The organism is Formosa sp. L2A11 (assembly GCF_009796865.1).
In the GTDB taxonomy this organism is placed as follows: Bacteria; Bacteroidota; Bacteroidia; order Flavobacteriales; family Flavobacteriaceae; genus Formosa.
In genome coordinates this window covers 2,167,950-2,193,342 of sequence record NZ_CP047028.1, presented here as the reverse complement: position 1 = coordinate 2,193,342, position 25,393 = coordinate 2,167,950, and the positions used below count along the sequence as shown (strand labels likewise).

Genomic DNA, 25,393 nt, shown 5'->3' with positions numbered 1-25,393 from the left:
TCAAAACAATAGACGCTCTCTTTTTTCGTTACATTTACATAACTACATTAAACGAATCATTATTTTACTTTTGAATTAGTCTTCTTGTCAAAATTATTATTCGCAAATTGTGTTTAACTCATAGATTAATTATTAGCTGAAAATCAAAAAAGCCGAAATGTACATTTCGGCTTTTATTTTACATCTATTTTAAGCGTTTACCATTTAATAATCGCGCTTCCCCAAGTAAAACCACTACCAAAAGCAGCTAAAACAACGGTGTCTCCTTCTTTTATTTTTCCTTGTTCCCAAGCTTCAGTTAAAGCTATTGGAATTGAAGCTGCCGTAGTGTTACCATATTTCATAATGTTATTAAACACTTTATCGTCTGCCAATCCAAATTTCTTCTGAATAAATTGAGATATTCTCAAATTCGCTTGATGCGGAATTAACATATCAATGGCATCTTTATCTAAATTATTAGCCACTAAACCTTCCATAATTACTTCACTAAAACGAACTACTGCATTTTTAAATACAAATTGTCCATTCATATGCGGGAAGTAACTATCATCTTCAGGATCGTTATCTCTTAAAATATCACTTACCCAACGCGTACCCATTGCAGGAGCTATTAAAGCTAATTCTTCTGCATGTTCTCCTTGAGAGTGTAAATGTGTAGATAAAATACCTTTAGTATTATCTTCTGTTTGACTTAATATTACAGCACCGGCACCATCTCCAAAGATAACAGATACACCTCGCCCTCTGGTAGAGATATCTAATCCTTTAGAATGTATTTCACTACCAATAACTAAAACATTTTTATACATACCTGTTTTAATAAACTGGTCTGCCACAGAAAGCCCATAAATAAACCCAGAACACTGGTTACGAATATCTATTGCTCCTACAGTTTTTATATCTAATGCTTTTTGAACTTGTACTCCAGGTCCAGGAAAATAGTAATCTGGACTTAGTGTAGCAAATACAATAAGATCAATATCATCTTTATCTATACCAGCACGTTCGATAGCAATTTTTGCTGCTTTTACACCCATAACAGATGTAGTATCTTCAGATCCGGGTTTTACCCATCTACGTTCTTTTATTCCTGTACGTTCTTGAATCCAAGCATCGTTAGTATCCATTAGTTTAGACAAATCGTCATTGGTCACTACATTGTCTGGAACATAGTATCCAAGACCTATTATTTTTGAATTATACATATATCAACTTTTATAGCTCGCAATTTAATCATTTAAAATGTAAAATGTTTCTAAACCGCTTTCCAATTACTATGCATGCCTAACACCAATAACCGTAGTAATACATGGAGTACACATCGTTATTTTTTATTATCTTGAACTGCTTAAAATAATTCTAAACACAAATTACACTTGCCCATGAAACATTTTTTCTCTTTTTTTCTACTCTTTTTCGTACTTACAGGTTATTCTCAAGAAAACCTTACGTATCAAAAACCACATCAAAACATTTTAGAATTAGCAGAAGCACCTTTAGCTCCAAGAATTCGAATAGATGGCAAAGGCGAACATATTGTATTACTATACAGAAGCCGCTATAAAACCATTGCAGAACTCTCTGAAACAGAACTTCGTTTAGGTGGTCTAAGAATTAATCCGGTAACTAATATTGGTAGTCGTACCAAATATTATACAGATATTAAATTAAGCACTAAAAAGAATGGTACACCAAAAACCATTACAGGTTTACCTAAAGAAGGGCGTTATGCTAATTTCTCTTGGTCACCCAACCAAGAATACATGACATTTACAAAAACAGTAAATACCGGAGTCGAATTATGGCTTTTAGATATTAAAGATAATTCTGCTAAAAAAATAAGCGAAGCAAACTTAAATGCCAATATGGGAAACCCTGTAACTTGGTTTAAAAACAGTGAAGCTTTATTAGTAAAGGTGCTTCCAAAAAACAGAAAAGCGTTAATTAATACAAGCGAAGCAATTCCTACAGGACCAACTATTTCTGTAAGTGAAGCTGGTGTAAAAGCACAAAACAGAACATATCAAGATTTACTAAAGAATAAAAACGACGAACATAATTTTGAACAATTATCACAATCAGAATTATACAAAGTAACTTTAGATGGTAAAGCAACCTTATGGAAAGAAACAGACATGTATCGTGGTATTTCGTTTTCTCCAGATGGTAATTACATCATGATAACAACTATAAATAAGCCCTTTTCGTATTTAGTACCTTATAATAGATTCCCTTCTAAATCTATTGTTTACGATGCTAAAGGCGACTTAGTAAAATCTGTTTTAGAAGTACCATTAATAGAAGACCTTCCACAAGGATTTATGGCAGAACGTACAGGAAAAAGAGATTTTGACTGGAGAAGTGATAAACCTGCAACTTTATATTGGGCAGAAGTTTTAGACGGTGGAGATCCTGCAAACGAAGTTCCTTTCCGTGACGAAGTTTTTGAACAAGACGCTCCTTTTGATGGTAAAGTAACCTCTTTATTAAAAACAAAAGATCGTTTTAGCTATATTATTTGGGGTAACGACCAAACAGCTATCGCTTACGATACCTGGTGGAATACACGTAACACGAGAACTTATGTATTCAATCCTTCTGATGCTAGTCAAGAGCCAAAAATATTATTCGATCGTAACTACCAAGATCTTTATAGCGATCCAGGTTCTTTTGTTTCAACTAAAAACGAATTCAGTGAATATGTTTTAGATTTAAATAAAAAATCAGCGTATTTAATTGGAGAAGGATATAGCGACGCAGGTAAATCCCCGTTTGTAGATGAATTAAATTTAAGTACTCAAAAAACAAAACGTTTATACCAATCCAAGTTAACAAATAAGGTAGAAAGCATTTCTTCAGCTTTAAATGCTAAAACAGGAGAATATATTGTTAGTATAGAATCTAAAAACGAATATCCCAATTATTACGTTAGAAACATTAAAAAGCGAAATAGTTTAAAACCACTAACGCAATTCGAAAATCCTTATAAAAGCCTTCAAAATGTTAAAAAAGAGGTTATTTCTTATAAACGTGCAGATGGATTAGATTTATCAGGGACATTATATTTACCAACAGATTATGAAGCTGGTAAAAAATACCCCATGCTTATGTGGGCTTATCCTCGTGAATATAAAGACAAAAATAGTGCTGCACAAAGCACTTTAAACGCTAACGATTTTACATATCTAAACTATGGATCTCCTATATATTGGGTAACTAGAGGCTATGTTGTTTTAGATAAAGCAGCGTTCCCAATTATTGGTGAAGGCGACAACCAACCTAACGATACTTTTAGAGAACAATTAGTTGCTAATGCAAAAGCCGCTATTGATGCTGTAGATAGTTTAGGATATATAGACAGAAACCGTGTTGCAGTTGGAGGCCATAGTTATGGCGCATTTATGACAGCTAACCTATTATCACACTCAAATTTATTTGCCGCTGGTATTGCACGTTCTGGAGCTTACAACAGAACCTTAACCCCATTTGGATTCCAAAGTGAAGAACGTAATTACTGGGAAGCCCCAGAAGTTTACAACAACATGTCACCTTTTATGCATGCAGATAAAATGAAAACACCTTTATTACTTATTCATGGTGAAGCAGATAATAATTCTGGAACGTATCCTTTACAAAGTGAACGTTATTTTAATGCCTTAAAAGGATTAGGTGCACCTGTAAGATTAGTGATGTTACCACGTGAAAGCCACAGTTATTATGCAAAAGAATCGGTTTTACATATGCTTTGGGAAGAAGACCAATGGTTAGAAAAATATGTAAAAAATAAGATTGAAACCGAAACAGTAGATTAAGTTTTTAAACCTAAATACACTTTATTACTACAAAAATGCCATTCAATACGAATGGCATTTTTTTTATTTATGAATGTCAAATTGTCACTTTTCTATCCTTGGTATTTTTTTTGACTAACATGTATCAGAATTAAATCAATTTAAAAACATACATATTATGACAAAAGGAAGTATTAATGTTTCGGTAGAGAATATCTTTCCATTAATTAAAAAGTTCCTATATAGCGATCACGAAATATTTTTACGTGAATTAATTAGTAACGGAACTGATGCAACCCTAAAGTTGAAACATCTTACTAGTATAGGTGAAGTAACTGTAGAATATGGTAATCCAAAACTTGAAATTAAAATTGATAAAGAAGGTAAAAAACTTCATATTATCGATCAAGGTTTAGGAATGACTGCAGAAGAAGTAGAAAAATACATTAACCAAGTTGCATTTTCTGGAGCTGAAGAGTTTTTAGACAAATACAAAGACTCTGCTAAAGATTCTGGAATTATTGGTCATTTTGGTTTAGGTTTCTATTCTGCTTTTATGGTAGCAGATAAAGTTGAAATTATTACAAAATCGTTTAAAGACGAACCTGCTGCACATTGGACTTGCGACGGATCTCCAGAGTTTACTTTAGAGCCTTCTGACAAAACAGAACGTGGAACAGAAATTATTCTTCACATTTCAGAAGATTCTACAGAGTTTCTAGAAGAAGCGCGTATAGGTGCTTTACTTTCTAAGTATAACAAGTTTATGCCAGTGCCAATTAAATTTGGAACTAAGGAAATTAACGATCCTGAGCATGAACCTGCAACAATTACAGATAAAGACGGAAAGGAAACAAAAGAGCCTCAACGTAAAATTACTGTAGATAATATTATAAACAACCCTAATCCGGCTTGGACAAAACAACCAGCAGATTTAGAAACTGAAGATTACCAGAATTTCTACCGTGAGTTGTACCCAATGCAATTTGAAGAACCTTTATTCCACATTCATTTAAATGTAGATTATCCGTTTAATCTTACTGGAATTTTATATTTCCCTAAGATGACGAATGATATGGGCGTTCAAAAAGATAAAATTCAGTTATACCAAAACCAAGTATTCGTTACAGATAACGTAGAAGGTATTGTTCCTGAATTCTTAACTATGCTTCGTGGTGTTATAGATTCTCCAGACATTCCATTAAACGTGTCTCGTAGTTATTTACAAGCAGATGGTGCTGTTAAGAAAATTTCATCTTACATTACTAGAAAAGTAGCAGATAAATTAAAATCGTTATTCAATACTAACCGTGAAGATTTTGAAGCAAAATGGAACGATATAAAAATTGTTATTGAATACGGAATGCTTTCTGAAGATAAATTCTTCGAAAAAGCTGAAGCATTTGCTTTATATCCAACTGTAGATGGTGAGTATTTTACATATGAAGAATTGACTGAAAAAATAAAAGACACACAAACCGATAAAGATGGTAAGCTTGTTATTTTATACACATCAGATAAAGATGCACAACACAGTTACATTCAAGATGCAAAAGGAAAAGGTTACCAAGTGCTTTTACTAGACTCTCCTATTATTTCGCATTTAATGCAAAAATTAGAAGGTTCTAAAGAAAACATTACTTTCTCTAGAGTTGATGCAGATCACGTAAACAATTTAATTAAGAAAGACGAAACCGAAATTTCTAAATTAAGTGAAGACGAAAAGAAAAAATTAGAAGAAGTATTGAAAGCAGCTATCCCTGCAGATAAGTTTACAGTACAATTAGAAACTTCTGATAGCGATGCAACGCCATTTATTATTACGCAACCAGAATTTATGCGTCGTATGAAAGAAATGCAACAAACTGGTGGTGGCGGAATGAACATGTTTGGTAGTATGCCAGAAATGTACAATTTGGTTGTAAATACAAATGCACCTTTAGTTTCAGAAATTTTAAATACTGAAGCAGAAGAAGACCAAAAACGTTTAATTACACAAAGTTTAGATTTAGCTCGTTTATCTCAAGGTTTATTAAAAGGAGAAGAACTTACTAACTTCATAAAACGTAGTTATAGTATGATTAAATAATCATCTAATTACAACATATAAAAATCCCCACTTTATTTAAAAGTGGGGATTTTTTTTTTTTAAACTCTTAATGCTTTCTGATTTTATCTATAAAAGGAAATTAATTTAAAACCAATTCCTTCTTATAAACAGATGCTTCTAGTTCTACCTTAGCCGTAGGCAAAACATTAAAAAATTTACGTCCATCTGCCCGCTTAATTACAACAATTCTTGTTCCGTTTATGTTTTCTATACTTACAACCTCTACTCTAACACCAGATAAGTTGCTATAATTTACAATTCCACCACGTTTAATAATAAAATTACTCTTTGGGAATTTTATCGATGCATAAGCAAAAGTACTTGGTGCGCCTATGGTTGCAACGTCTCCTACGTTTACTACAATAGGATTAACAGTTAATGCATTCACACTCAACCCCAACAGCAGCATCCCTGCAAAAAATAACTTTTTTTTCATTCTATATTCTTTAAATTAACATTATCTATCTTATTAAAAAAACGAAAATATCGAATTTTAGAATGGTTTAGAAACTATAACTCTTAATAAATTATTAAAATGTATAGCTGTTTTTAAACACTACGGTATCTTATAATAAAAACACCAAACTTCTTATAAAACAGATATTTTTCTGTATTGAAATCCTCATAAATTAAAACGTAAAACAAAAATAAATATAAGTTTAATACGACTATAATGTCCCTTCATTAGGATATACAGAACATATCTAAAAACCAAGAGAAGAATACATAGTATAATTGTAAGTTTTTATAATAAAAAAACAACTTTTACACTTCCAAAAACACTTCTTTTTAAAAGAAGTGTTTTTTTACACCCTTTTTTTTGTAAAATATGTTTATCTGAATCTGTATTTGCACATAAGCGTGTAAAATCGTAACATTACAGAACTATACAATTTTTATTTTTAACCTAATAATTGCGCATGGAAAGCCAAGATATAAAGCCTAAAACACCTAAAGAAGACCCCATTGTAGAGAACAGAGAATTAAGCATTTGGGAAGCACTAATCCCAGTTTTGGCTTTAGTTATTATGTTATTTTTTAACGTAAAATATGCTTTTGGTGACGATGCCTTAAGCGGAAGTAATCAATTTGTTTTACTACTTGGCGCTGCAGTTGCTGCCATAGTTGGATTTTTTAACAAGGTATCTTACGATCAAATGCTTGAAGAAGTTGCCGAAAATATTAAATCTACTGCTGGTGCACTACTTATACTTTTATTTGTAGGCTCTTTAGCCGGAACTTGGCTTATAAGTGGTATTATTCCATCTATGATTTATTATGGCTTACAAATATTAAGTCCGTCTATTTTCCTTCCTGCATGTGTTGTTATTTGTTCTATTATTTCTGTTGCTACAGGAAGTAGCTGGACAACTTCTGCTACAGTTGGTATTGCTTTAGTTGGTATTGGAAATGCTTTAGGTATTGACCATGGTATGACTGCTGGAGCCGTTATCTCTGGAGCATATTTTGGAGATAAAATGTCACCTTTAAGCGACACCACAAACCTAGCTCCTGCTATGGCTGGAGGAGAATTGTTCTCTCATATAAAATACATGACATATACAACCATACCAACATTAGTTGTAACACTAGTCCTTTTTATAATTATTAGCTTGTCTTTAGATGTACATGGAACAACAGATACCTCTGCAATGTTAGCCTCTATAGATAGTGCTTTTAATATTTCTCCTTGGCTATTTTTAGTTCCTGCATTAGTTATTTTCTTAATTATAAAAAAAACACCCCCATTACCTGCTTTATTAGTAGGTACATTATTAGGTGGTGTATTTGCACTTATATTTCAACCTGAAATTGTTAAACAAATTACAGGCGCAACAGAACTTAACTTTCTTACAGCATATAAAGGAATAATGACTGCTATTACAGTAGATACCTCTGTAGCTACAAATAGTAAAGATTTAAATGATTTATTCTCTTCAGGCGGAATGTATGGTATGTTAGGTACCATTTGGTTAATTATTTGTGCTATGGTTTTTGGTGGTATTATGGATGCCATTGGAGCACTTGCTAGAATAAGTAAAGCTGTATTACAATTATTCGATTCTGTATTCGGATTATTCGCTAGTACTGTAATTAGCTGTATCGGATTAAACGCTATTGCAAGTGACCAATACTTAGCAATTGTTATTCCTGGTAGAATGTATAAAAAAGCCTTTGAAGACAAAGGATTAGCTCCAGAAAACCTGAGTAGAACCTTAGAAGATGCAGGTACTGTAACCTCTGTTTTAGTACCTTGGAACACTTGTGGAGCCTACCAAAGTAGCGTTTTAGGAGTAGACACCTGGCATTACGCCGGTTACGCATTCTTCAATTATTTAAGTCCGTTTACCACTTTAGTTTTTGCTGCCTTTAAAATAAAAATCAAACAATTAAAAGACAAATAACACATCGTTATAGCCTATTTCATTTCATTATAAACAAAAGCTATATTGGTATAAATATTTAAAATTTTGTTCACACTATAAATACATATTGTACCGTATATTTGTAGTGTAAAAATTAACAATATTAAATATATATAACATGGCATTTGTAGGTAAAAAATTTCCAGATTTAAACGTTGACGCAATGAACGAAATGGGCGATACTTTTAAAGTAAACGTTCTTGAAGAAGCGGTAAAAAACAAGAAAAAAGTAGTTTTATTTTGGTACCCAAAAGATTTCACTTTTGTATGTCCAACAGAATTACACGCATTTCAAGCTGCAGCAGCAGAATTTGAAAAAAGAAATACAATTGTAATTGGTGCATCTTGTGATACTCCTGAAGTACACTTTGCATGGTTAAACGTAGAAAAAGATAACGGTGGAATTGAAGGTGTTACTTACCCAATTTTAGCAGATACAAATAGAAACTTAGCCTCTACATTAGGTATTTTAGATGTTACTAACGAAACTTACAACGAAGAAACTGGAGTTGTAACTGTAGATGGTGATAACGTAACTTATAGAGCAACTTACATTATAGATGAAGATGGTGTTGTACAACACGAAAGCATTAACAACATGCCTTTAGGAAGAAATGTTGATGAATACTTACGTATCGTAGATGCTTTAACTCACGTACAAAAATTTGGTGAAGTTTGTCCTGCAAACTGGGAAGAAGGAAAAGATGCAATGAACGCTAACAGAGATGGTGTTTCTAGCTACTTAGCTTCTCACTAATTAACAAAACACAATCTACCATCCTTTTTCGTTAAAGGGTGGTAAACTAAAAATTATCTATTATGGTACAAGAATTAGAACAAGACAATTTACAAGACATTGTATCTTCAAATGATACAGTAGTTGTACAATATGCAGCAAGTTGGTGTGGTAATTGTAAAATTATGAAACCAAAATTTAAAAAATTAGCTAAAGAAAATGAAAATGTAACATTCATTATTGCTGATGCTGAAAAATTTGCTGAATCAAGAAAATTAGCAAACGTAGACAACTTACCTACTTTTGCAACCTTTAAAAAAGGAGCTTTTGTTAACCAAGTACAAACTAATAAGTTTGACGTTTTAAAAGAATTAGTCGATGAAGTTACCAGTAATTAAACACCTTACTCAATTTATTGAGGAAAACGATGAAGATTTTGTAAATGAAACCATCGAGACGCTAGAAGCATTAACAGAAGTGCCTTCTCTAAAAGATGAAGAATTAGATGTTATTGGTGAATTAATCTCTAACATGTACGGTGCCATAGAAGTGAATACTATGATTAAAAATGGTACTCCTAAAAAAGAAGCTTTAAACGGTTTTATGAAACGTGTTTTAGGCGCTATAGATAAATAGAAAAAGAAAAATTATATTATTAAAAAATCCACTTCATTCTGATGTGGATTTTTTTTATTCTATAGTTAACACATTACTTAATAGCAGTATTCTAGAAGAAGTAACCTACAGAAATTTGAGCAACCCCATTTTTAACTTTAGAGTCTTCTGAAACACCAATATTTGTTAATCCAAAATTATATCTTGCCGTAAAATTAAGACCGTTATTTAATTTATAACCAATCCCTGCATTTAAACTTAAATCCATATCCATAAAACTGTCTTTAACATCTACGCCTTCATAATCTCCCGAAAGCAACACCCCTACTTGAGGTCCTGCCTCTAAACTTAAACCTTTAATTAAATAATATTTTCCCATTAAGGGCAGGTTTAAATAATTCAATTCAACACTATCAGAATCTTAATAATCTTCACTATAGCCCTGACCAGAATAAAGTAATTCAGGTTGAAAAGAAAATTTATCAGAAATTATAAATTCTGCCATAACTCCAAAATGGAATACTGTAACAGTTTCGAAACCATCAACCTGATCTCCGCTAACATCTGCAAAATTCAATCCCGTTTTCACACCAAATTTAGTCACTTGAGCATTTACATTAACAAATCAAAAACTTTTACAGCTCCAAAAACACATTTTAAAACAGCTTTAACATTCTTAACCTATTTTAACAAAACAGACTGTAATTCAATTAATTATAAGTATAAAGCATCATTTTAAGTACTAATAATAAACCTAACACAGTTTTAATTCTGTTTTCAGAAAAAAGATAATTATTTAAGACAAAATAGTACTTCTCTATTTTAACAACCTGAGTATTCTAACTTAAAATAATTCATCTATACTCTACTTGTTTTTTTAATCTAGCATAATTCTATAAAAATTTAGACAGCTAAAAATAATTTCAATCAAAGACATTAAATCTCTAAGGTTATGTAATTGATAAGTTTTAGCTTTCCTTTTTTTGAAGTCATTAATATTTTGTAAAATAGTAAACAACAAATCACATATATTTTTACTAAAACAACTTTAAAAGTTAATCCACTAAACAAAACAAACATTTAAGTAAGAAATTAGTGCATTTTTAACTCAAATACTTAGAATTTATCAATTATTTGATTTATTTTTATAAACACAATAAAATAAATATTAATTATACCTAAAAACAAATCTATCAATTATCCTTATAGTTAAATAGAATATGAAAATTAAAACTTTCATTTTATAAACAACAACTAGGGTATATTTGAATCATAGCAAATACAAAAAATCCTTAAACTTTTTTAGATATGGAAAACGATAAAAACACAAACTCATCTGGCGACATTAGTCAATGCCCACATCACCAACAGCAACAACAGCAGCAACAACAACAGCACCAAGATAAAACAGAACCTATTTCAGAAGAAAACCATGAACACTCAAGCAGTCATGGAGCATCTGGAGGTAAATGTCCTGTAATGCACGGTGGAAATACATCAAGCAAAGATTCTGTTATGGATTGGTGGCCAAATGCACTTAACCTTGATATTTTACATCAGCATGACACGAAGACAAACCCATTAGGTCAAGATTTCGATTATCATGAAGAACTTAAAAAATTAGATATTGACGCTCTAAAAAAGGATATGCACGCCTTAATGACTGATAGTCAAGATTGGTGGCCTGCAGATTGGGGACACTATGGCGGATTAATGATTCGTTTATCATGGCACTCGGCAGGATCTTACCGTACATCTGACGGACGTGGTGGCGGAGGAACAGGAAACCAACGTTTTGCACCTTTAAACTCTTGGCCAGATAACGTGAGTTTAGATAAAGCCAGAAGATTACTTTGGCCTATCAAGAAAAAATATGGAAATAAAGTAAGTTGGGCAGATTTAATTGTGCTTGCTGGTACTATTGCTTATGCAGATATGGGCTTAAATACTTATGGTTTTGCCTTTGGACGTGAAGATATTTGGAACCCTGAAACAGATACTTATTGGGGATCAGAAAAAGAATGGTTAGCACCAAGTGACGAGCGTTACGATAATGTAGATAAACCTTCTACTATGGAAAATCCTTTAGCCGCTGTACAAATGGGGTTAATTTATGTAAATCCAGAAGGTGTTAACGGAAAACAAGATCCGTTAAAAACGGCTGCACATATACGTGAAACTTTTGCTCGTATGGCCATGAACGATGAAGAAACTGTAGCTTTAACTGCTGGAGGACATACTGTAGGAAAAACACATGGTAATGGAGATGCAAGTGTTTTAGGTCCAGAACCAGAAGCTGCTGGCGTAGAAGAGCAAGGTATGGGATGGAGTAATCCTAATAAATCTGGAAAAGGACGCTATACAGTAACAAGCGGTTTGGAAGGTGCATGGACAACAAACCCAACAAAATGGGATGGTGGTTTCTTTGAAATGTTATTTAATCACGAATGGGAATCTGTTAAAAGTCCTGCCGGTGCTTTACAATGGGAGCCTGTTAGCATTAAAGATGAAGACAAACCTGTAGATGTAGAAGATAATACGACACGTCTTAACCCAATGATGACCGATGCAGATATGGCTATGAAAGTAGACCCTATTTACAGAGAAATCTCTTTAAAATTCATGAACGATCAAGAGTATTTCTCAGAAACTTTCGCTCGTGCATGGTTTAAATTAACACATAGAGATATGGGGCCAAAGGCTAATTACTTTGGAACAGACGTCCCTCAAGAAGATTTAATTTGGCAAGACCCAATTCCAGCAGGAACTACAGGTTATGATGTAGAAGCTGTTAAAGCAAAAATTGCCGCATCAGGATTATCAATTTCTGAAATGGTAAATACAGCTTGGGATAGTGCTCGTACATACCGTGGATCTGACATGCGTGGTGGAGCAAACGGAGCGCGTATTCGCTTAGCACCACAAAAAGACTGGGAAGGAAACGAACCAAAACGTTTATCTTATGTGTTATCTATTTTAGAACCTATTGCCGCAGAATTTGGTATTAGCATTGCAGATACTATTGTTTTAGCCGGTAATGTAGGAATTGAACAAGCAGCAAAAGCAGCTGGTTTCGATACTGTTGTTCCTTTTTCTCCAGGACGAGGTGATGCTACAGACGAAATGACAGATGCAGAATCTTTTGAACCTTTAGAGCCTTTAGCTGATGGATACCGTAACTACAGTAAAAAAGATTACGTAGTAAGTCCAGAAGAATTAATGTTAGACCGTACACAATTAATGGGCTTAACAGCACCAGAAATGACAGTACTTGTTGGAGGAATGAGAATGTTAGGTACTAATTACGACAATACTAAACATGGTGTATTTACAGATAAAGTTGGAGCATTAACTAACGATTTCTTTGTAAACCTAACAGATATGGGTAATACTTGGAAACCTACAGAAAATGGTTTGTACGAAATTCGCGACCGCAAAACAGGAACTGTAAAATGGACTGCAACACGTATGGATTTAGTATTTGGATCTAACTCTATTTTACGTTCTTATTCTGAAGTATATGCACAAGACGATAGCAAAGAAAGATTTGTAACCGACTTTGTAAAAGCATGGACTAAAGTAATGAATGCAGATAGATTCGATTTAAAATAAAATCGACAACTCATAATATATTATATATAAGAGGCTTCAATTTAAATTGAAGCCTCTTTTTTTTTACTACAACTCTTCTTTGTATTGCAAGAATTATTTAAAATACTTTTAATAAAACATAGTAAAACTTAAACAAACTCTGCAAAATTAGTATAAAAAAAAAGAGCCACTTCTAAATGAAGTGACTCTTACTAACCAACTTTAATCAATCCCTAATCAACTCCCTTTGAATAATTACAAAAGGTATGCGCTTAAAAAATATAGAATATTAAGCTTTTGGTAATAATACAGTATCAATAACATGAATAACACCATTAGATTGGTTTACATCTGCAATTGTTACTTTAGCAGAGTTTCCGTTTTCATCTGTAATATAAACAGCTTCACCTTTTAACCAAGCCGTAATTGTACCGCCACTTACTGTTTTAATTTCAGCTTTACCTTTTCCTTTTTTAATCAACTTTAAAAGATCTTTAGCATTCCATTTTCCTGCAACAACATGGTACGTTAATACTGCTTGTAATTTCATTTTATTTTCTGGCATTAATAAAGTCTGTACCGTTCCTTCTGGTAATTTATCAAAGGCTTCGTTTGTTGGAGCAAATACAGTAAAAGGGCCTTCTCCAGATAATACCTCTACTAAATCTGCAGCTTTTACCGCAGCAACTAACGTAGTATGATCTTTAGAGTTAACGGCATTTTCAATAATGTTTTTAGAAGCATACATTTTTGCACCACCAACCATAACGATTTTATCTTTCATCATTTTATCTTGAGAAAATCCACTAATAGAAGTAAAAATTGCAACAGTAAATAATGCTGATTTTAATAATTTTAATGTGTTCATAATTTTAATTTTTTTGAAATTGTTATTTTTATTGTTTCTGTACTATTAACGAATTTTAAAGGATGTCGGTTTTTACTTTTTATTCGTCTTAACAATATATTAACGAGACAAAGAGATTAAATACTTAACTATAAGCCAATTAAACAAACTACTAAAAATCAAAAAAAAAAGAAACTAATAGTAAAAGCACCTAATTATTATTAATTTTAACCAGTAATCAAAAAATCATAAATATGGCAACAGTAACCTTAAAAGGAAACGCAATAAATACTTCAGGAGAATTACCAAAAGTTGGAACAAAAGCTCCAGATTTCACATTAACAACTATAGAGCTAGGCTCAAAGTCTTTAAAAGATTTTGAAGGAAGCAAAGTTATCTTAAACATTTTCCCTAGTGTAGATACTGGTACTTGTGCACAGTCTGTTAGAGAATTTAATAAAGAAGTTAGCGAATTAGAAAACACAAAAGTACTTTGTATTTCTCGCGATTTACCTTTCGCTCAAGCCCGTTTTTGTGGTGCAGAAGGTTTAGAAAATGTAATTTCTTTATCAGATTTTAAAGATGGTAGTTTTGGAAAAGCTTACGGTTTAGATTTTACAACGGGTCCTTTAGAAGCTTTACATTCTCGTTGTGTAGTTGTTATAGATGAAAAAGGAGAAGTAAAATATACAGAACAAGTTTCTGAAATAGTAGACGAACCAAATTACAAAGCGGCTTTAGACGTTATAAAAAATGGCTAAAAAAGAATCGTTTCTAGTAAATAGAATTAAAAGTGTAGGATATGCGTATAAAGGCGCTATCCTACTCTTAAAAACAGAATCGAGTATTAAAATCCAGTTTGTTATTGCACTTTGCGTAACTGTTGCTGGATTTTATTATAATATATCTGCAACAGAATGGATGGCACAAACATTAGCCATTGGTATTATAATGACAGCAGAAGGGTTAAACACAGCAGTAGAAGCTATTGCAGATTTTATACATCCAGAACATCATCCTAAAATAGGATTTATAAAAGACATCTCTGCAGGAGCCGTTTTCATTGCTGCTATTGCTGCAACTATCGTTGGTTTTATTATTTATATTCCAAAAGTATTTTAAATACTATACCCTTAGGATAAACGTTAGTTATTTGTATTTTTGCTCAAATAAACAATAGCGCGTTGATGGCTAAAAAAAACCCAAAAACAAAACAACCGAGTACTTCTAAATTTAAAAAACCAAGTCTGAAATTAACGAACCAACAAAAGCTAATTTTTGGAAGTTTTCTTATCATTCTTGGCGTAATTTTGGGTACCGCATTTTTATCTTATTTCTTTACAGGGAAAGCCGATCAAAGCATTTTAAATGAATTTTCTACACGAACTGTAGAAGCAGAAAACTGGGTAAAAAAATTAGGTGCATATCTTAGCGATATTTTTATATATCGCGGTTTTGGTATTGCTGCTTTTATTTTTGCAGGACTACTTATACGCTCTGGATTACATGTGCTTTTAGATATTAATCGTGCAAAATTAAGACGTCATTGGTTTTGGGGATTATATCTTACCATCTGGATTTCTATGTTTTTCGGATTTTTCGGAGAAAACCATTCTATATTAGGCGGAACTGTAGGTTTTGAAACCAATACCTTTTTACAAGATTACATTGGTGTTCTAGGTGTGTCTTTACTTTTATTCTTCGGGCTAATAGTCTACCTAGCAATACGCTTTAAGGTTACAATTCACAGTTTTATAGCTCTATTTAAATCGGCTAGAAAGAATATCTCGGACGAATTAAAGTCGAATACAGACGAAGACAGTTTTGCTTTCGATAATAACTTAACAGAAGAAGCAGAAGCTATAAAATCTGCTCATATTACTCCTAAAAGAGAAAAAGAAAAACCAAAAGCAGAACCAATAACTCCAGAACCAGAACCAACTCCAGTTGTAGAGTTTGAACCTATTTCTAAACCAAAACCAGTAAAAGAAGTTCCTAAAAGTACTTTTGAAGTTGAAGCACCACAAGAAGAAACCATAGAAGACACTGTAGATATAGGTATTGAAGTAGAAAAAATTGAAGAAGAAATTTCTGAAACAGATAATTTATCTAACAAATTAGTTGCAGATTTTGGACCGTTCGATCCTACTCTAGAATTAGGGAGCTACAAGTTTCCTCCGCTAGATTTACTTAAAAAATACGATTCTGAAGGAATTACCATTAATCAAGAAGAATTAGAAAATAATAAAAATAAAATTGTTGATACGCTTAGCAATTATAAAATAGGAATTGCAAGCATTAAAGCAACCATAGGACCAACCGTAACACTTTACGAGATTGTACCGGAAGCAGGTGTTCGTATTTCAAAAATTAAAAATTTAGAAGACGATATTGCATTATCTCTTTCTGCTTTAGGAATACGTATTATTGCGCCAATTCCTGGAAAAGGAACCATTGGTATTGAAGTACCAAATGAAAACTCGACAATTGTATCGATGCGTTCTGTTATTGCTTCACAAAAATTCCAAAAATCTGAAATGGAGTTACCTATTGCTTTAGGTAAAACTATTAGTAACGAAACCTTTGTGGTAGATTTAGCTAAAATGCCCCACATGCTTATGGCGGGTGCAACTGGTCAAGGTAAATCTGTTGGACTTAATGCCGTATTAACGTCCTTATTATATAAGAAACATCCTGCAGAAGTTAAGTTCGTACTCGTTGATCCTAAAAAGGTAGAATTAACGTTGTTCAATAAAATTGAGCGTCATTATTTAGCTAAACTACCTGATAGCGAAGAAGCTATTATTACTGATAACACCAAAGTAATTAATACACTTAATTCACTTTGTATTGAAATGGATAACCGTTACGACATGCTTAAAAATGCCATGTGCCGTAACCTTAAAGAATATAATACAAAATTTAAAGCACGTAAATTAAATCCGAACGACGGTCATCATTTTTTACCATATATAGTTTTGGTTGTAGATGAGTTTGCCGATTTAATTATGACTGCTGGTAAGGAAGTAGAAACACCTATTGCACGTTTAGCACAATTAGCACGTGCCATTGGTATTCACTTAATTATTGCAACACAACGTCCTTCAGTTAACGTAATTACAGGTATTATTAAAGCCAATTTCCCTGCCAGAATAGCCTTTAGAGTAACCTCTAAAATAGATTCACGTACCATTTTAGATGGTTCAGGAGCAGATCAGCTTATTGGTCGCGGAGACATGCTATACACACAAGGTAATGATTTAGTGCGTATACAATGTGCGTTTGTAGACACACCCGAAGTAGAAAAAATTACTGAATTTATTGGCGGACAAAAAGCATATCCAGACGCTTACCTATTACCAGAATACGTTGGTGAAGAAGGTGGCACAAATCTTGATATTGATATCTCCGACAGAGATAAATTATTTAAAGACGCAGCCGAGGTTATTGTTACGGCACAACAAGGGTCTGCATCATTATTACAACGTAAATTAAAATTAGGTTACAATCGTGCTGGGCGATTAATAGATCAATTAGAAGCAGCAGGTATTGTTGGTCCTTTTGAAGGTAGTAAAGCCCGACAAGTATTAGTTCAAGATTTTATTGCGTTAGAACAATTATTAGAAAATGAAAAGAACAATTAGAATGAAAACATTTTTACTTTCACTTACATTATGTTTCACCCTTTTAGGGTTTAGCCAGAACGACGCAAAAGCGAAAGCATTATTAGATCAAGTATCTACAAAAGTAAAATCTTATGATAATATTTCATTAGATTTTAAATATGTACTTCATAATTCTGCAGAAAATATCAATCAAGAAACACGCGGAGATGTGGTTATGCAAGGTGATAAATATGTATTAAATATCTTAGGCATTACCAGAATATACAATGGTACTACATTATACAGTATTAATCCAGAAGATGAGGAAGTAACCATTTCTAAAGAAGATCCGGACGATGATAGTAGCATTACTCCTAGTAAAATGCTCTCTTTTTACACAGACGGTTACACATACAAAATGGGTGAAGAAAAAAATATAAAAGGACGTAAAATTCAGTTTATTAAATTAACTCCAAAAGATTCTAATTCTGAAACAGACCATGTGTTATTAGGTATAGACCCACAAACTAAACACATATACAATTTAATAGAAGTTGGCAATAATGGTACGCAAACAACGCTTACTGTAACATCTTTTGAGACTAACCAAACCTTATCTAAAGCGTTATTTTCTTTCGATAAAAACAAGTATAAAAACTACTACATTAACAAATTAAACTAGGCTATACTTGAAAATTCTAGACCGATACATTATAACCACATACCTAAAATCATTTCTTAGTGTATTTATAATACTAATGATGATTTTTGTATTGCAAACTATTTGGCTTTTTATAAAAGAGTTGGCTGGTAAAGATCTAGATGTTGTTATTATTTTAAAGTTTTTATTATACTATTCGCCTAAATTAATTCCTTTAGTATTACCACTAACCATCTTATTATCTTCCATAATGGTGTTCGGAAATTTTGCCGAAAACTATGAATTTGCCGCTATGAAATCTACAGGGATTTCATTACAACGCGCCATGGCAGGACTAAGTGTTTTTATTGTTATTTTAGGAATTGTAACCTTTTTCTTTTCAAATAATGTAATTCCCTGGGGAGAATATCACTCCTATAACCTCCGGAAAAATATAGCTAAATTAAAACCTGCAATGGTTATTGTAGAAGGACAATTTAACGATGTTGCTACATTAAATATAAAAGTAGAAAAAAAGACAGGAGATAAAGGCCAGTATTTGCATGATATTATTATTCATAAAAAACCAAATACGGGTTTAGGAAACTATACGACTATTGTTGCTAAAGAAGGTGAATTAGTAGGTCAGGAAAATTCTGATATTTTAAAATTAATTTTAAAGGATGGATATTATTATGACGATACTCCGCCTAAAAAATCTAAAGAAAGACGCCGCAGACCATTTACAAAAAGTGCCTTCGATGTGTATACTATTAATACAGATTTATCGCAATTAGACAATGTAGATTTAGACGATAAAAATGTAGATAGTAAGTATTCTATGTTAAATATTTCTGGTTTAAATTACACGATAGACTCTTTGGCTTTTGAACGAGAAAAGGATTATGATAAACTCTCTCATAACGTCTATAACCGGTATAGCATTAAGAATTTAGAGATTAGTTTAAAACCTTTAAAAGACACAATTTACACTGGGAATATTTTAGATTTATACGATAATGACAAACAACTACAAATTGTAGAGTTATCTATAAACAGTTCTGCAAGTACAAAGCAAATTCTTCATAATAACGAAAGATCTTTTAAAACAAAATCGGCTTGGTTAAACAAACACGTTATTGCTTTACATGAAAAATTATCTTTAGGATTTGCCTGTATCATACTCTTTTTTGTAGGCGCTCCTTTAGGTGCATTAATTAGAAAAGGTGGTTTAGGGTTACCCATGATTATAGCAATTTTACTATTCTTAACATATCACTTTATTGGAATTTTTGCCAAAAACAGTGCTAAAGATGGAACTTTCAATCCTGTTTTAGCAACTTGGTTTTCAACTTTAATTATGCTTCCGTTAGGTGTGTTTTTAACACGTCGAGCAACAGCAGATAAAGGATTATTAGAGTTTGATCATATTTTAATTCCACTAAAAAAATTACTTCATATAAATAATAATTCAGACGAAGTATTTGCTGACGGACTAAATAGAGATTTTAGTGATTTTAAACGTTATAAGGAAGACAAACTTTTAAACATTATAAAAGATCCTACAACTTATAATTATCATGAATCAGGTAAAATTGAAGCATTATACACTTTAGAAGAACGTAATTTAAATTTAGAAGACCTAAGAAAAAAAGGAATCCATATCGACGAGAACTTCGAGATTTCAAGAAACTTGGTTACACGTTTAAATATTTACTCAAAAATCGCTTTAATTTTCAATAGTATTGGTATTGTCCTTCTTGTTTTATTTTTCATCTTAAGAAATAATAAAATGGCAGCAGCAGCCACTACTTGTATACAATTAAGTATTATTTCGTTGGTTGTGTTTATTATTTACTACATCACTCAGCAATTCAATTTAATCGCTTTAAAAAAACATTTAAATCAGAAAAGTAAAAAGTACAACACACTCTTTATAATTTTAGGATTTATAATCTACCCGATAGCTCATGCCTTTTTTAAATACAAAACAAAGGAAGACTTAAGTAGAAATGCGATACAACATTTAAACTAAAAGCAATATCTTTGCATTATGATGACAGAAACCAAAGACAAAACAGCTTCATCTTTTAAACTACATACAATTAAAGAAGCCATTAACGACATTAGAAATGGTAAAGTAATTATAGTTGTAGATGATGAAGACCGAGAAAACGAAGGCGACTTTATTGCCTCGGCATCTAAAGCAACACCAGAAATGGTGAATTTTATGGCCACCCATGGTCGTGGATTAATTTGCGCTCCGCTTACAGAAAGTCGTTGTAAAGAATTAGGTTTACCTATGATGGTTAGTAATAATACAGACCATATGGAAACTGCTTTTACAGTGTCTGTAGATTTACTTGGAAAAGGAGTTACTACAGGTATTTCTGCTGCAGATAGAGCACGTACAGTTCAAGCTTTAGTAGACCCAGAAACAAAACCTTTTGAATTAGCTAGACCAGGACATATTTTTCCTCTTGTAGCCAAAGATGGCGGTGTATTAAGGCGAACAGGACATACAGAAGCAGCTATAGATTTGGCTAGATTAGCGGGCTTAGAACCTGCGGGAATGATTGTTGAAATCATGAACGAAGACGGAACTATGGCCAGATTACCTCAGCTTAAATTAGTCGCTGAAAAATTTGACTTAAAAATCGTTTCTATTGAAGATTTAGTTGCTTACAGAATGCAACACGACTCTTTGATTGAAAAACAAGAAGATTTTGATATAGAAACACGTTTCGGAAAATTCCGTTTAAGAGCCTATAAACAAACTACAAATAATCAAGTACATATTGCGTTAACAAAAGGACAATGGAAATCTGACGAGCCTGTCTTAACACGTATAAACTCGACACTTGTTAATAATGATATTTTAGGAACGTTAACAAACAATCCTGAGCCTAAATTAGATAACATGTTTAAGGTGATTAATAATGCTGAAAGTGGAGCAATACTCTTTATAAACCAAGAGCCAACTTCAATGAACACCATTAAACGTTTGTCTATTTTAAAACAAGAACAAAAAGAAAACAATGTAGCTAAAGCACCTAGTATTACTATGGACAATAAAGACTTTGGTATTGGTGCACAAATTTTACACGATCTTGGCGTTCATAAACTTCGATTAATCTCGAATAGCGAACACACTAAACGTGTAGGAATGATTGGTTACGGATTAGAAATTATTGATCACGTAAATTACTAAAAACTACATGTTCATTATAAATATAAAACCACCTATTTTAGGTGGTTTTTTTATGACTTGATACGAGCAAACACTATGTATATGATATAATCTGATTTTGATTTTGATTTTGATTTTGATTTTGATTTTGAAGCAAAAAACACTTTATATTAAAATCCAAATCCTAATCCGAAGGCAACACGCACACCATCTACAGAATTAAACACTCCTAATTTTGCACTTAGTAATTCTGCTCCATTTACAAAAACACCACCTCCATAAGAATTATGCCATTTATCTGAATTGCTTTTGGATAACCAAACACGACCATAATCGAAACTACCATACATACCAATCTTAATTGGTAAAATTGGTGTTTTTAAATTGGTTAAACTGTAACGGATATCTGAGTTTTGATAAAAGGAACGTTTTCCGGTAAAACGCTGATTTCTAAATCCGCGTAAACCATCCTCTCCTCCTATTGCTGCAGCCTGATAAAATTCAAATTCATTTCCTATATTAAGCTGAGATTTAAATGTTGTAGCTAAAACCAATCGTCCAGAATGGTCCAGTTTATAAGCAATTGCTAACTTAGGAATAACATAGCCATAACCACGCCCATTAATATCTATATTCTGGCTGTATCCGGTTTCTAAATCAAACTTCAATCCTATTGTTGGATATGCTTGATTATCAAAATTAGTAAAATGATACGCACCGTGAATTCCTGCAAATTGAACTTCTTCAAAAATATAATGAGGTAATTCATCACCATCATCTTCTACAAATCTATTCGATGTATTATGTACTTCAGTAGTTTCGTAATGAATCCCAAAGTCAATCATACTTCCTCGTAATGAATTCCATACTAAACTTGGAGCAATACCAAAAGTTCTGACTTTTACACGATTAAAATCTACTCCTAAATCGTCATCGCTATTACTTGTTTCATTACCATAACCAAAGAAGTTAAACGTATAATTCGGACTCTGAAAATCTGCTTCTACTTTAAGATTTAAATGTCCAACTACATGAGCAAATTCTCCACTATACAACAATTCAAAACCATTCGTTGCAAAATAATACGCTCCTTTAAATATATGCTGACTTGTAAACGGATTGCGTTCAAAACCATATCTTGTATATGTATCAGAAATTCCCAGTTTTAATCCATCGTCTGGATTAGCTCCTATAACAGGTAATAACTGATTGGTATTACTTTTAAATTTCTTGTAATTATAAACCTGAGTTTCATAATCGTCTGTTAATTTTATTTTAGCAGATTGTGCTTTAATCAAGTTATTTTTCTTCGACTTATAATCGTAAATCACAATATTCTTACCATGTTCAACAGTGTAATCATCGTTATTTTGTCCGCCAATCAATCTAATTCTAATCTGATTACTTTTTCCTGAGACTTCAAACGTATCATCATCATCTAAACCATAAACCCAAATCTCTTTTGTGTCCTTCGGATTATAAACTTTATGATGAAAACGGTCTTTAATTGTTCCATCTTTTTTTCTCAAAACAGAAACCTCAACGTTACCATTTTCCAATCCTTTTACAGAGATATAATCGTCTTTATTCGTTCCTGTAACCACAGCAAATTTACTTATCAATTTAAAATAACGATCAGATATATCTTTAAGATTTTTACGTCGTGCCTTAACAAGCTTTTTTATTTCTAAAACAGATTCGTCTTGCACCTCTTTCGGTAACTCTAAGAATGCTTGATCAATAACTTCATCTGTAATATGCTCTTGAATATAGGCTACTTGAGCATCCCAAACCGATTTATCTATATCGGTAATAAATGCCACATCTAAAGGATATGGCTCTGCATTTACACCTTTTACATCTCTTAAATCTTTATCGAAACTTCTCAGAACACGCGCGCCTGGAATTAAAGCCACACCGGCACTTAACATAAAACCTTCAGACATTTTTGAAAAGGCCTGATCACGATCTCTAGGCAATGCTCTATATACTTTTTTACCGTTTTCCTTGAACTCTAACCAACGCCATTGGTCTTGGTGTCTGTCCCAATCTCCTATTAACATATCGAACAATCTAGATTTTATATAATTTTCTTGATCGATAACAACATCTTCATCTGAATGTATTTTTTCAAAAACATCCATCGTACTTATTATATCTCCTGTAAAATGTTTTCCTGCAAGATTTTTATGTCCTTCGGATGCGTGTTCTTCTAAAAAATATAATTCACCTCCAAATTCGGCATTAAATTCCTTTAAAGCATTTTGTTTAGGAACATAATACAATTTAGGATTTAAATGATAGACACCAATAGCATCAGACAACACATCTATAGTTAATGGCGCATAAGGATGTGCTCCTGTAAACACATCAGACACCAAAGCTTCTGCCGCTGTATCGTTAAACTGACCTTCTACATATTGATCCCGAAACAATGCCGCTTGTATATACTGCGTTGCACTTTTCTTTAATGCACGCATTACGTATTGTGTCCCGTTACGATCTTGTAAACGTAAAGATTTAGATTGTGTTCCGCCTCCTTTTCTAATTGGAATAAGGCCGCCATAAAGCGTATCTAAATTTAATGTTTTTGCTAAAACAGGAGTACTGTAATAATTTCTAAAACGATCTCCCCATAAAAATTTATAGAATGAAGATTTATCTGTTTCTGCTTTTGTTAATACCGAAGCACTTATAGAATCTTGAAACGTACTTGGATAAGTTCTTCTGTTAGGGTGTACAGCCTCATGAATGTTTTTTCTAAACACTACACTATTGGTTTCTGCTTCTAAAAACTGAACATCTGTTGCTAAGTTTTTATGAATATTTAATACCGCATAACCATTTTTTGCCAGCCCAAACTGGTCGTCTGTTTTTGGTCTTACTCCTGTTGTTTTAGAACCTGAACCACTAATAATTTGCGTTAAATTATCTAACTGAATAAATTGCATACTATGTTCGTGCCCAGAAATAAAAATAACGTGATCGTTTTGTTGCGACGCTGCAATTAACTGCTTACGCATGTCGTTATAAAACCAGTTGGACATATCTGCATTAGAAATACCAGTAGTACTTCTTAATATATTTTTTACAGTCCCTAGAATAGGTAACGGTTTCATGTTGTCTGCAAAAGTATATTGACCGTTATGCGGACCATTACTAAACATTGGATGGTGTATGGCTACCAAAGTTGTTTTACCTCTCGCCTTTTTAATTTCACTTTTAAATTCGTCTAAAAACTGATCGCGTGTTTTAATGCCACAATCGTCGTTTATTGTGGGTTGTTTATTCCAATTTGTAATATACCATTGCGAGTCTACAACAATTAAAACCACATTCTCATTAATATTAATACGCTCTATACCACAACCATTTTCAGGTTTAAAAGTATTTTTCCCTAATACATCTTCAACTAATTTCTCTTGACGTTTAAGTCCTTTTATACCACTGTACCAATCATGATTTCCAGGAATAACATATACAGATCCTGGAAAGGTTTTCGCAACATCTAATTGCAATTCCATTGCTTTTTTTGCAGCATCATGACCATCTTCACCTTTAGCAGGAAATCCTTTTGGATAAATATTGTCGCCTAAAAAAAACAAAAGATCTTCCTTATTTGCTGAAGAAAACTGCTTTTGCATTTCTAAAAGAGCTTTAGGCGCCTTACCATTTTCTGGTTTTCCGGCATCTCCAACCAAAAACACATTAAGTGTTTCATTATTTATATCTTGTAATGCATCTTGTTTTGGAGCTATTTGATTAGACTCTAAAGTCGCACAACTAGTAAGGAAAATAAAAAATGAAAAGAGTAAAAATTTATTCATAAACTAAAAATT

Annotated in this window: 17 protein-coding genes and 1 pseudogene; 13 read left to right on the top strand and 5 right to left on the bottom strand. The window is 32.5% G+C overall.

Features of this window, described 5'->3' with window-relative positions:
* Positions 1 to 197: 197 nt before the first annotated feature.
* A complete protein-coding gene (locus GQR95_RS09525) occupies positions 198 to 1,208 on the bottom strand; it encodes a 3-oxoacyl-ACP synthase III family protein (protein WP_159022952.1) in 1,011 nt (336 codons plus the stop codon).
* Between the two features lie 177 nt (positions 1,209 to 1,385).
* Here GQR95_RS09525 and GQR95_RS09520 point away from each other — a divergent pair, with 177 nt between their 5' ends.
* Positions 1,386 to 3,815: a S9 family peptidase gene (locus tag GQR95_RS09520; protein WP_159022951.1), complete on the top strand. Its 2,430-nt coding sequence runs from the start codon at positions 1,386 to 1,388 to the stop codon at positions 3,813 to 3,815.
* A 157-nt stretch (positions 3,816 to 3,972) separates the two neighbouring features.
* Entirely contained in the window at positions 3,973 to 5,883 is a 1,911-nt protein-coding gene (gene htpG / locus GQR95_RS09515; RefSeq protein WP_159022950.1) for a molecular chaperone HtpG, read from the top strand.
* A 100-nt stretch (positions 5,884 to 5,983) separates the two neighbouring features.
* Here htpG and GQR95_RS09510 read toward each other — a convergent pair whose 3' ends face one another.
* Positions 5,984 to 6,340 carry a hypothetical protein gene (locus tag GQR95_RS09510; RefSeq protein WP_159022949.1) on the bottom strand — a complete coding sequence of 119 codons (357 nt, stop codon included), beginning with the start codon at positions 6,338 to 6,340 and terminating at the stop codon, positions 5,984 to 5,986.
* 484 nt (positions 6,341 to 6,824) lie between these two features.
* On the opposite strand from GQR95_RS09510, the gene nhaC reads away from it, so the two are divergent.
* From nhaC to GQR95_RS09490, 4 genes are all read left to right on the top strand, one after another.
* A complete protein-coding gene (gene nhaC / locus GQR95_RS09505; RefSeq protein ID WP_159022948.1) occupies positions 6,825 to 8,309 on the top strand; it encodes a Na+/H+ antiporter NhaC in 1,485 nt (494 codons plus the stop codon).
* Between the two features lie 139 nt (positions 8,310 to 8,448).
* Positions 8,449 to 9,087 (top strand): peroxiredoxin, encoded by a 639-nt coding sequence (locus GQR95_RS09500; protein WP_159022947.1) that lies wholly within the window; start codon positions 8,449 to 8,451, stop codon positions 9,085 to 9,087.
* Between the two features lie 62 nt (positions 9,088 to 9,149).
* Positions 9,150 to 9,464: a co-chaperone YbbN gene (locus tag GQR95_RS09495; protein WP_159022946.1), complete on the top strand. Its 315-nt coding sequence runs from the start codon at positions 9,150 to 9,152 to the stop codon at positions 9,462 to 9,464.
* Positions 9,445 to 9,702: a hypothetical protein gene (locus GQR95_RS09490; protein WP_159022945.1), complete on the top strand. Its 258-nt coding sequence runs from the start codon at positions 9,445 to 9,447 to the stop codon at positions 9,700 to 9,702. Before GQR95_RS09495 ends, GQR95_RS09490 begins: the two co-directional genes overlap by 20 nt.
* Positions 9,703 to 9,793: 91 nt before the next feature.
* Here GQR95_RS09490 and GQR95_RS16745 read toward each other — a convergent pair.
* Positions 9,794 to 10,270 (bottom strand): annotated as a pseudogene (locus GQR95_RS16745) (porin family protein).
* 719 nt (positions 10,271 to 10,989) lie between these two features.
* Here GQR95_RS16745 and katG point away from each other — a divergent pair.
* On the top strand, positions 10,990 to 13,293 hold the full coding sequence (gene katG, locus GQR95_RS09475) for a catalase/peroxidase HPI (protein WP_159022942.1): 2,304 nt from the start codon (positions 10,990 to 10,992) through the stop codon (positions 13,291 to 13,293).
* Positions 13,294 to 13,561: 268 nt separating this feature from the next.
* On the opposite strand, the gene GQR95_RS09470 is transcribed toward katG, so the two are convergent.
* Positions 13,562 to 14,140 (bottom strand): fasciclin domain-containing protein, encoded by a 579-nt coding sequence (locus GQR95_RS09470; protein ID WP_159022941.1) that lies wholly within the window; start codon positions 14,138 to 14,140, stop codon positions 13,562 to 13,564.
* Between the two features lie 233 nt (positions 14,141 to 14,373).
* Between GQR95_RS09470 and tpx the strand changes: the two genes are divergently transcribed.
* The 6 genes from tpx to ribB all read left to right on the top strand — a co-directional run bounded on the left by tpx (position 14,374) and on the right by ribB (position 21,575).
* A complete protein-coding gene (tpx, locus tag GQR95_RS09465) occupies positions 14,374 to 14,880 on the top strand; it encodes a thiol peroxidase (RefSeq protein ID WP_159022940.1) in 507 nt (168 codons plus the stop codon).
* The gene (locus tag GQR95_RS09460; RefSeq protein ID WP_159022939.1) at positions 14,873 to 15,241 is read left to right on the top strand and encodes a diacylglycerol kinase; all 369 of its coding nucleotides are present in this window, start codon (positions 14,873 to 14,875) and stop codon (positions 15,239 to 15,241) included. Before tpx ends, GQR95_RS09460 begins: the two co-directional genes overlap by 8 nt.
* A gap of 65 nt (positions 15,242 to 15,306) precedes the next feature.
* On the top strand, positions 15,307 to 17,763 hold the full coding sequence (locus tag GQR95_RS09455) for a DNA translocase FtsK (protein WP_159022938.1): 2,457 nt from the start codon (positions 15,307 to 15,309) through the stop codon (positions 17,761 to 17,763).
* Between the two features lies 1 nt (position 17,764).
* Positions 17,765 to 18,406 carry an outer membrane lipoprotein carrier protein LolA gene (locus GQR95_RS09450; RefSeq protein WP_233265902.1) on the top strand — a complete coding sequence of 214 codons (642 nt, stop codon included), beginning with the start codon at positions 17,765 to 17,767 and terminating at the stop codon, positions 18,404 to 18,406.
* 7 nt (positions 18,407 to 18,413) lie between these two features.
* Complete coding sequence (locus GQR95_RS09445; RefSeq protein ID WP_159022936.1) at positions 18,414 to 20,399, top strand: LptF/LptG family permease; 1,986 nt, start codon at positions 18,414 to 18,416, stop codon at positions 20,397 to 20,399.
* Between the two features lie 18 nt (positions 20,400 to 20,417).
* Positions 20,418 to 21,575: a 3,4-dihydroxy-2-butanone-4-phosphate synthase gene (ribB, locus tag GQR95_RS09440; protein ID WP_159022935.1), complete on the top strand. Its 1,158-nt coding sequence runs from the start codon at positions 20,418 to 20,420 to the stop codon at positions 21,573 to 21,575.
* 149 nt (positions 21,576 to 21,724) lie between these two features.
* Here ribB and GQR95_RS09435 read toward each other — a convergent pair whose 3' ends face one another.
* Entirely contained in the window at positions 21,725 to 25,381 is a 3,657-nt protein-coding gene (locus GQR95_RS09435) for a metallophosphoesterase (RefSeq protein WP_159022934.1), read from the bottom strand.
* Positions 25,382 to 25,393: the final 12 nt, after the last annotated feature.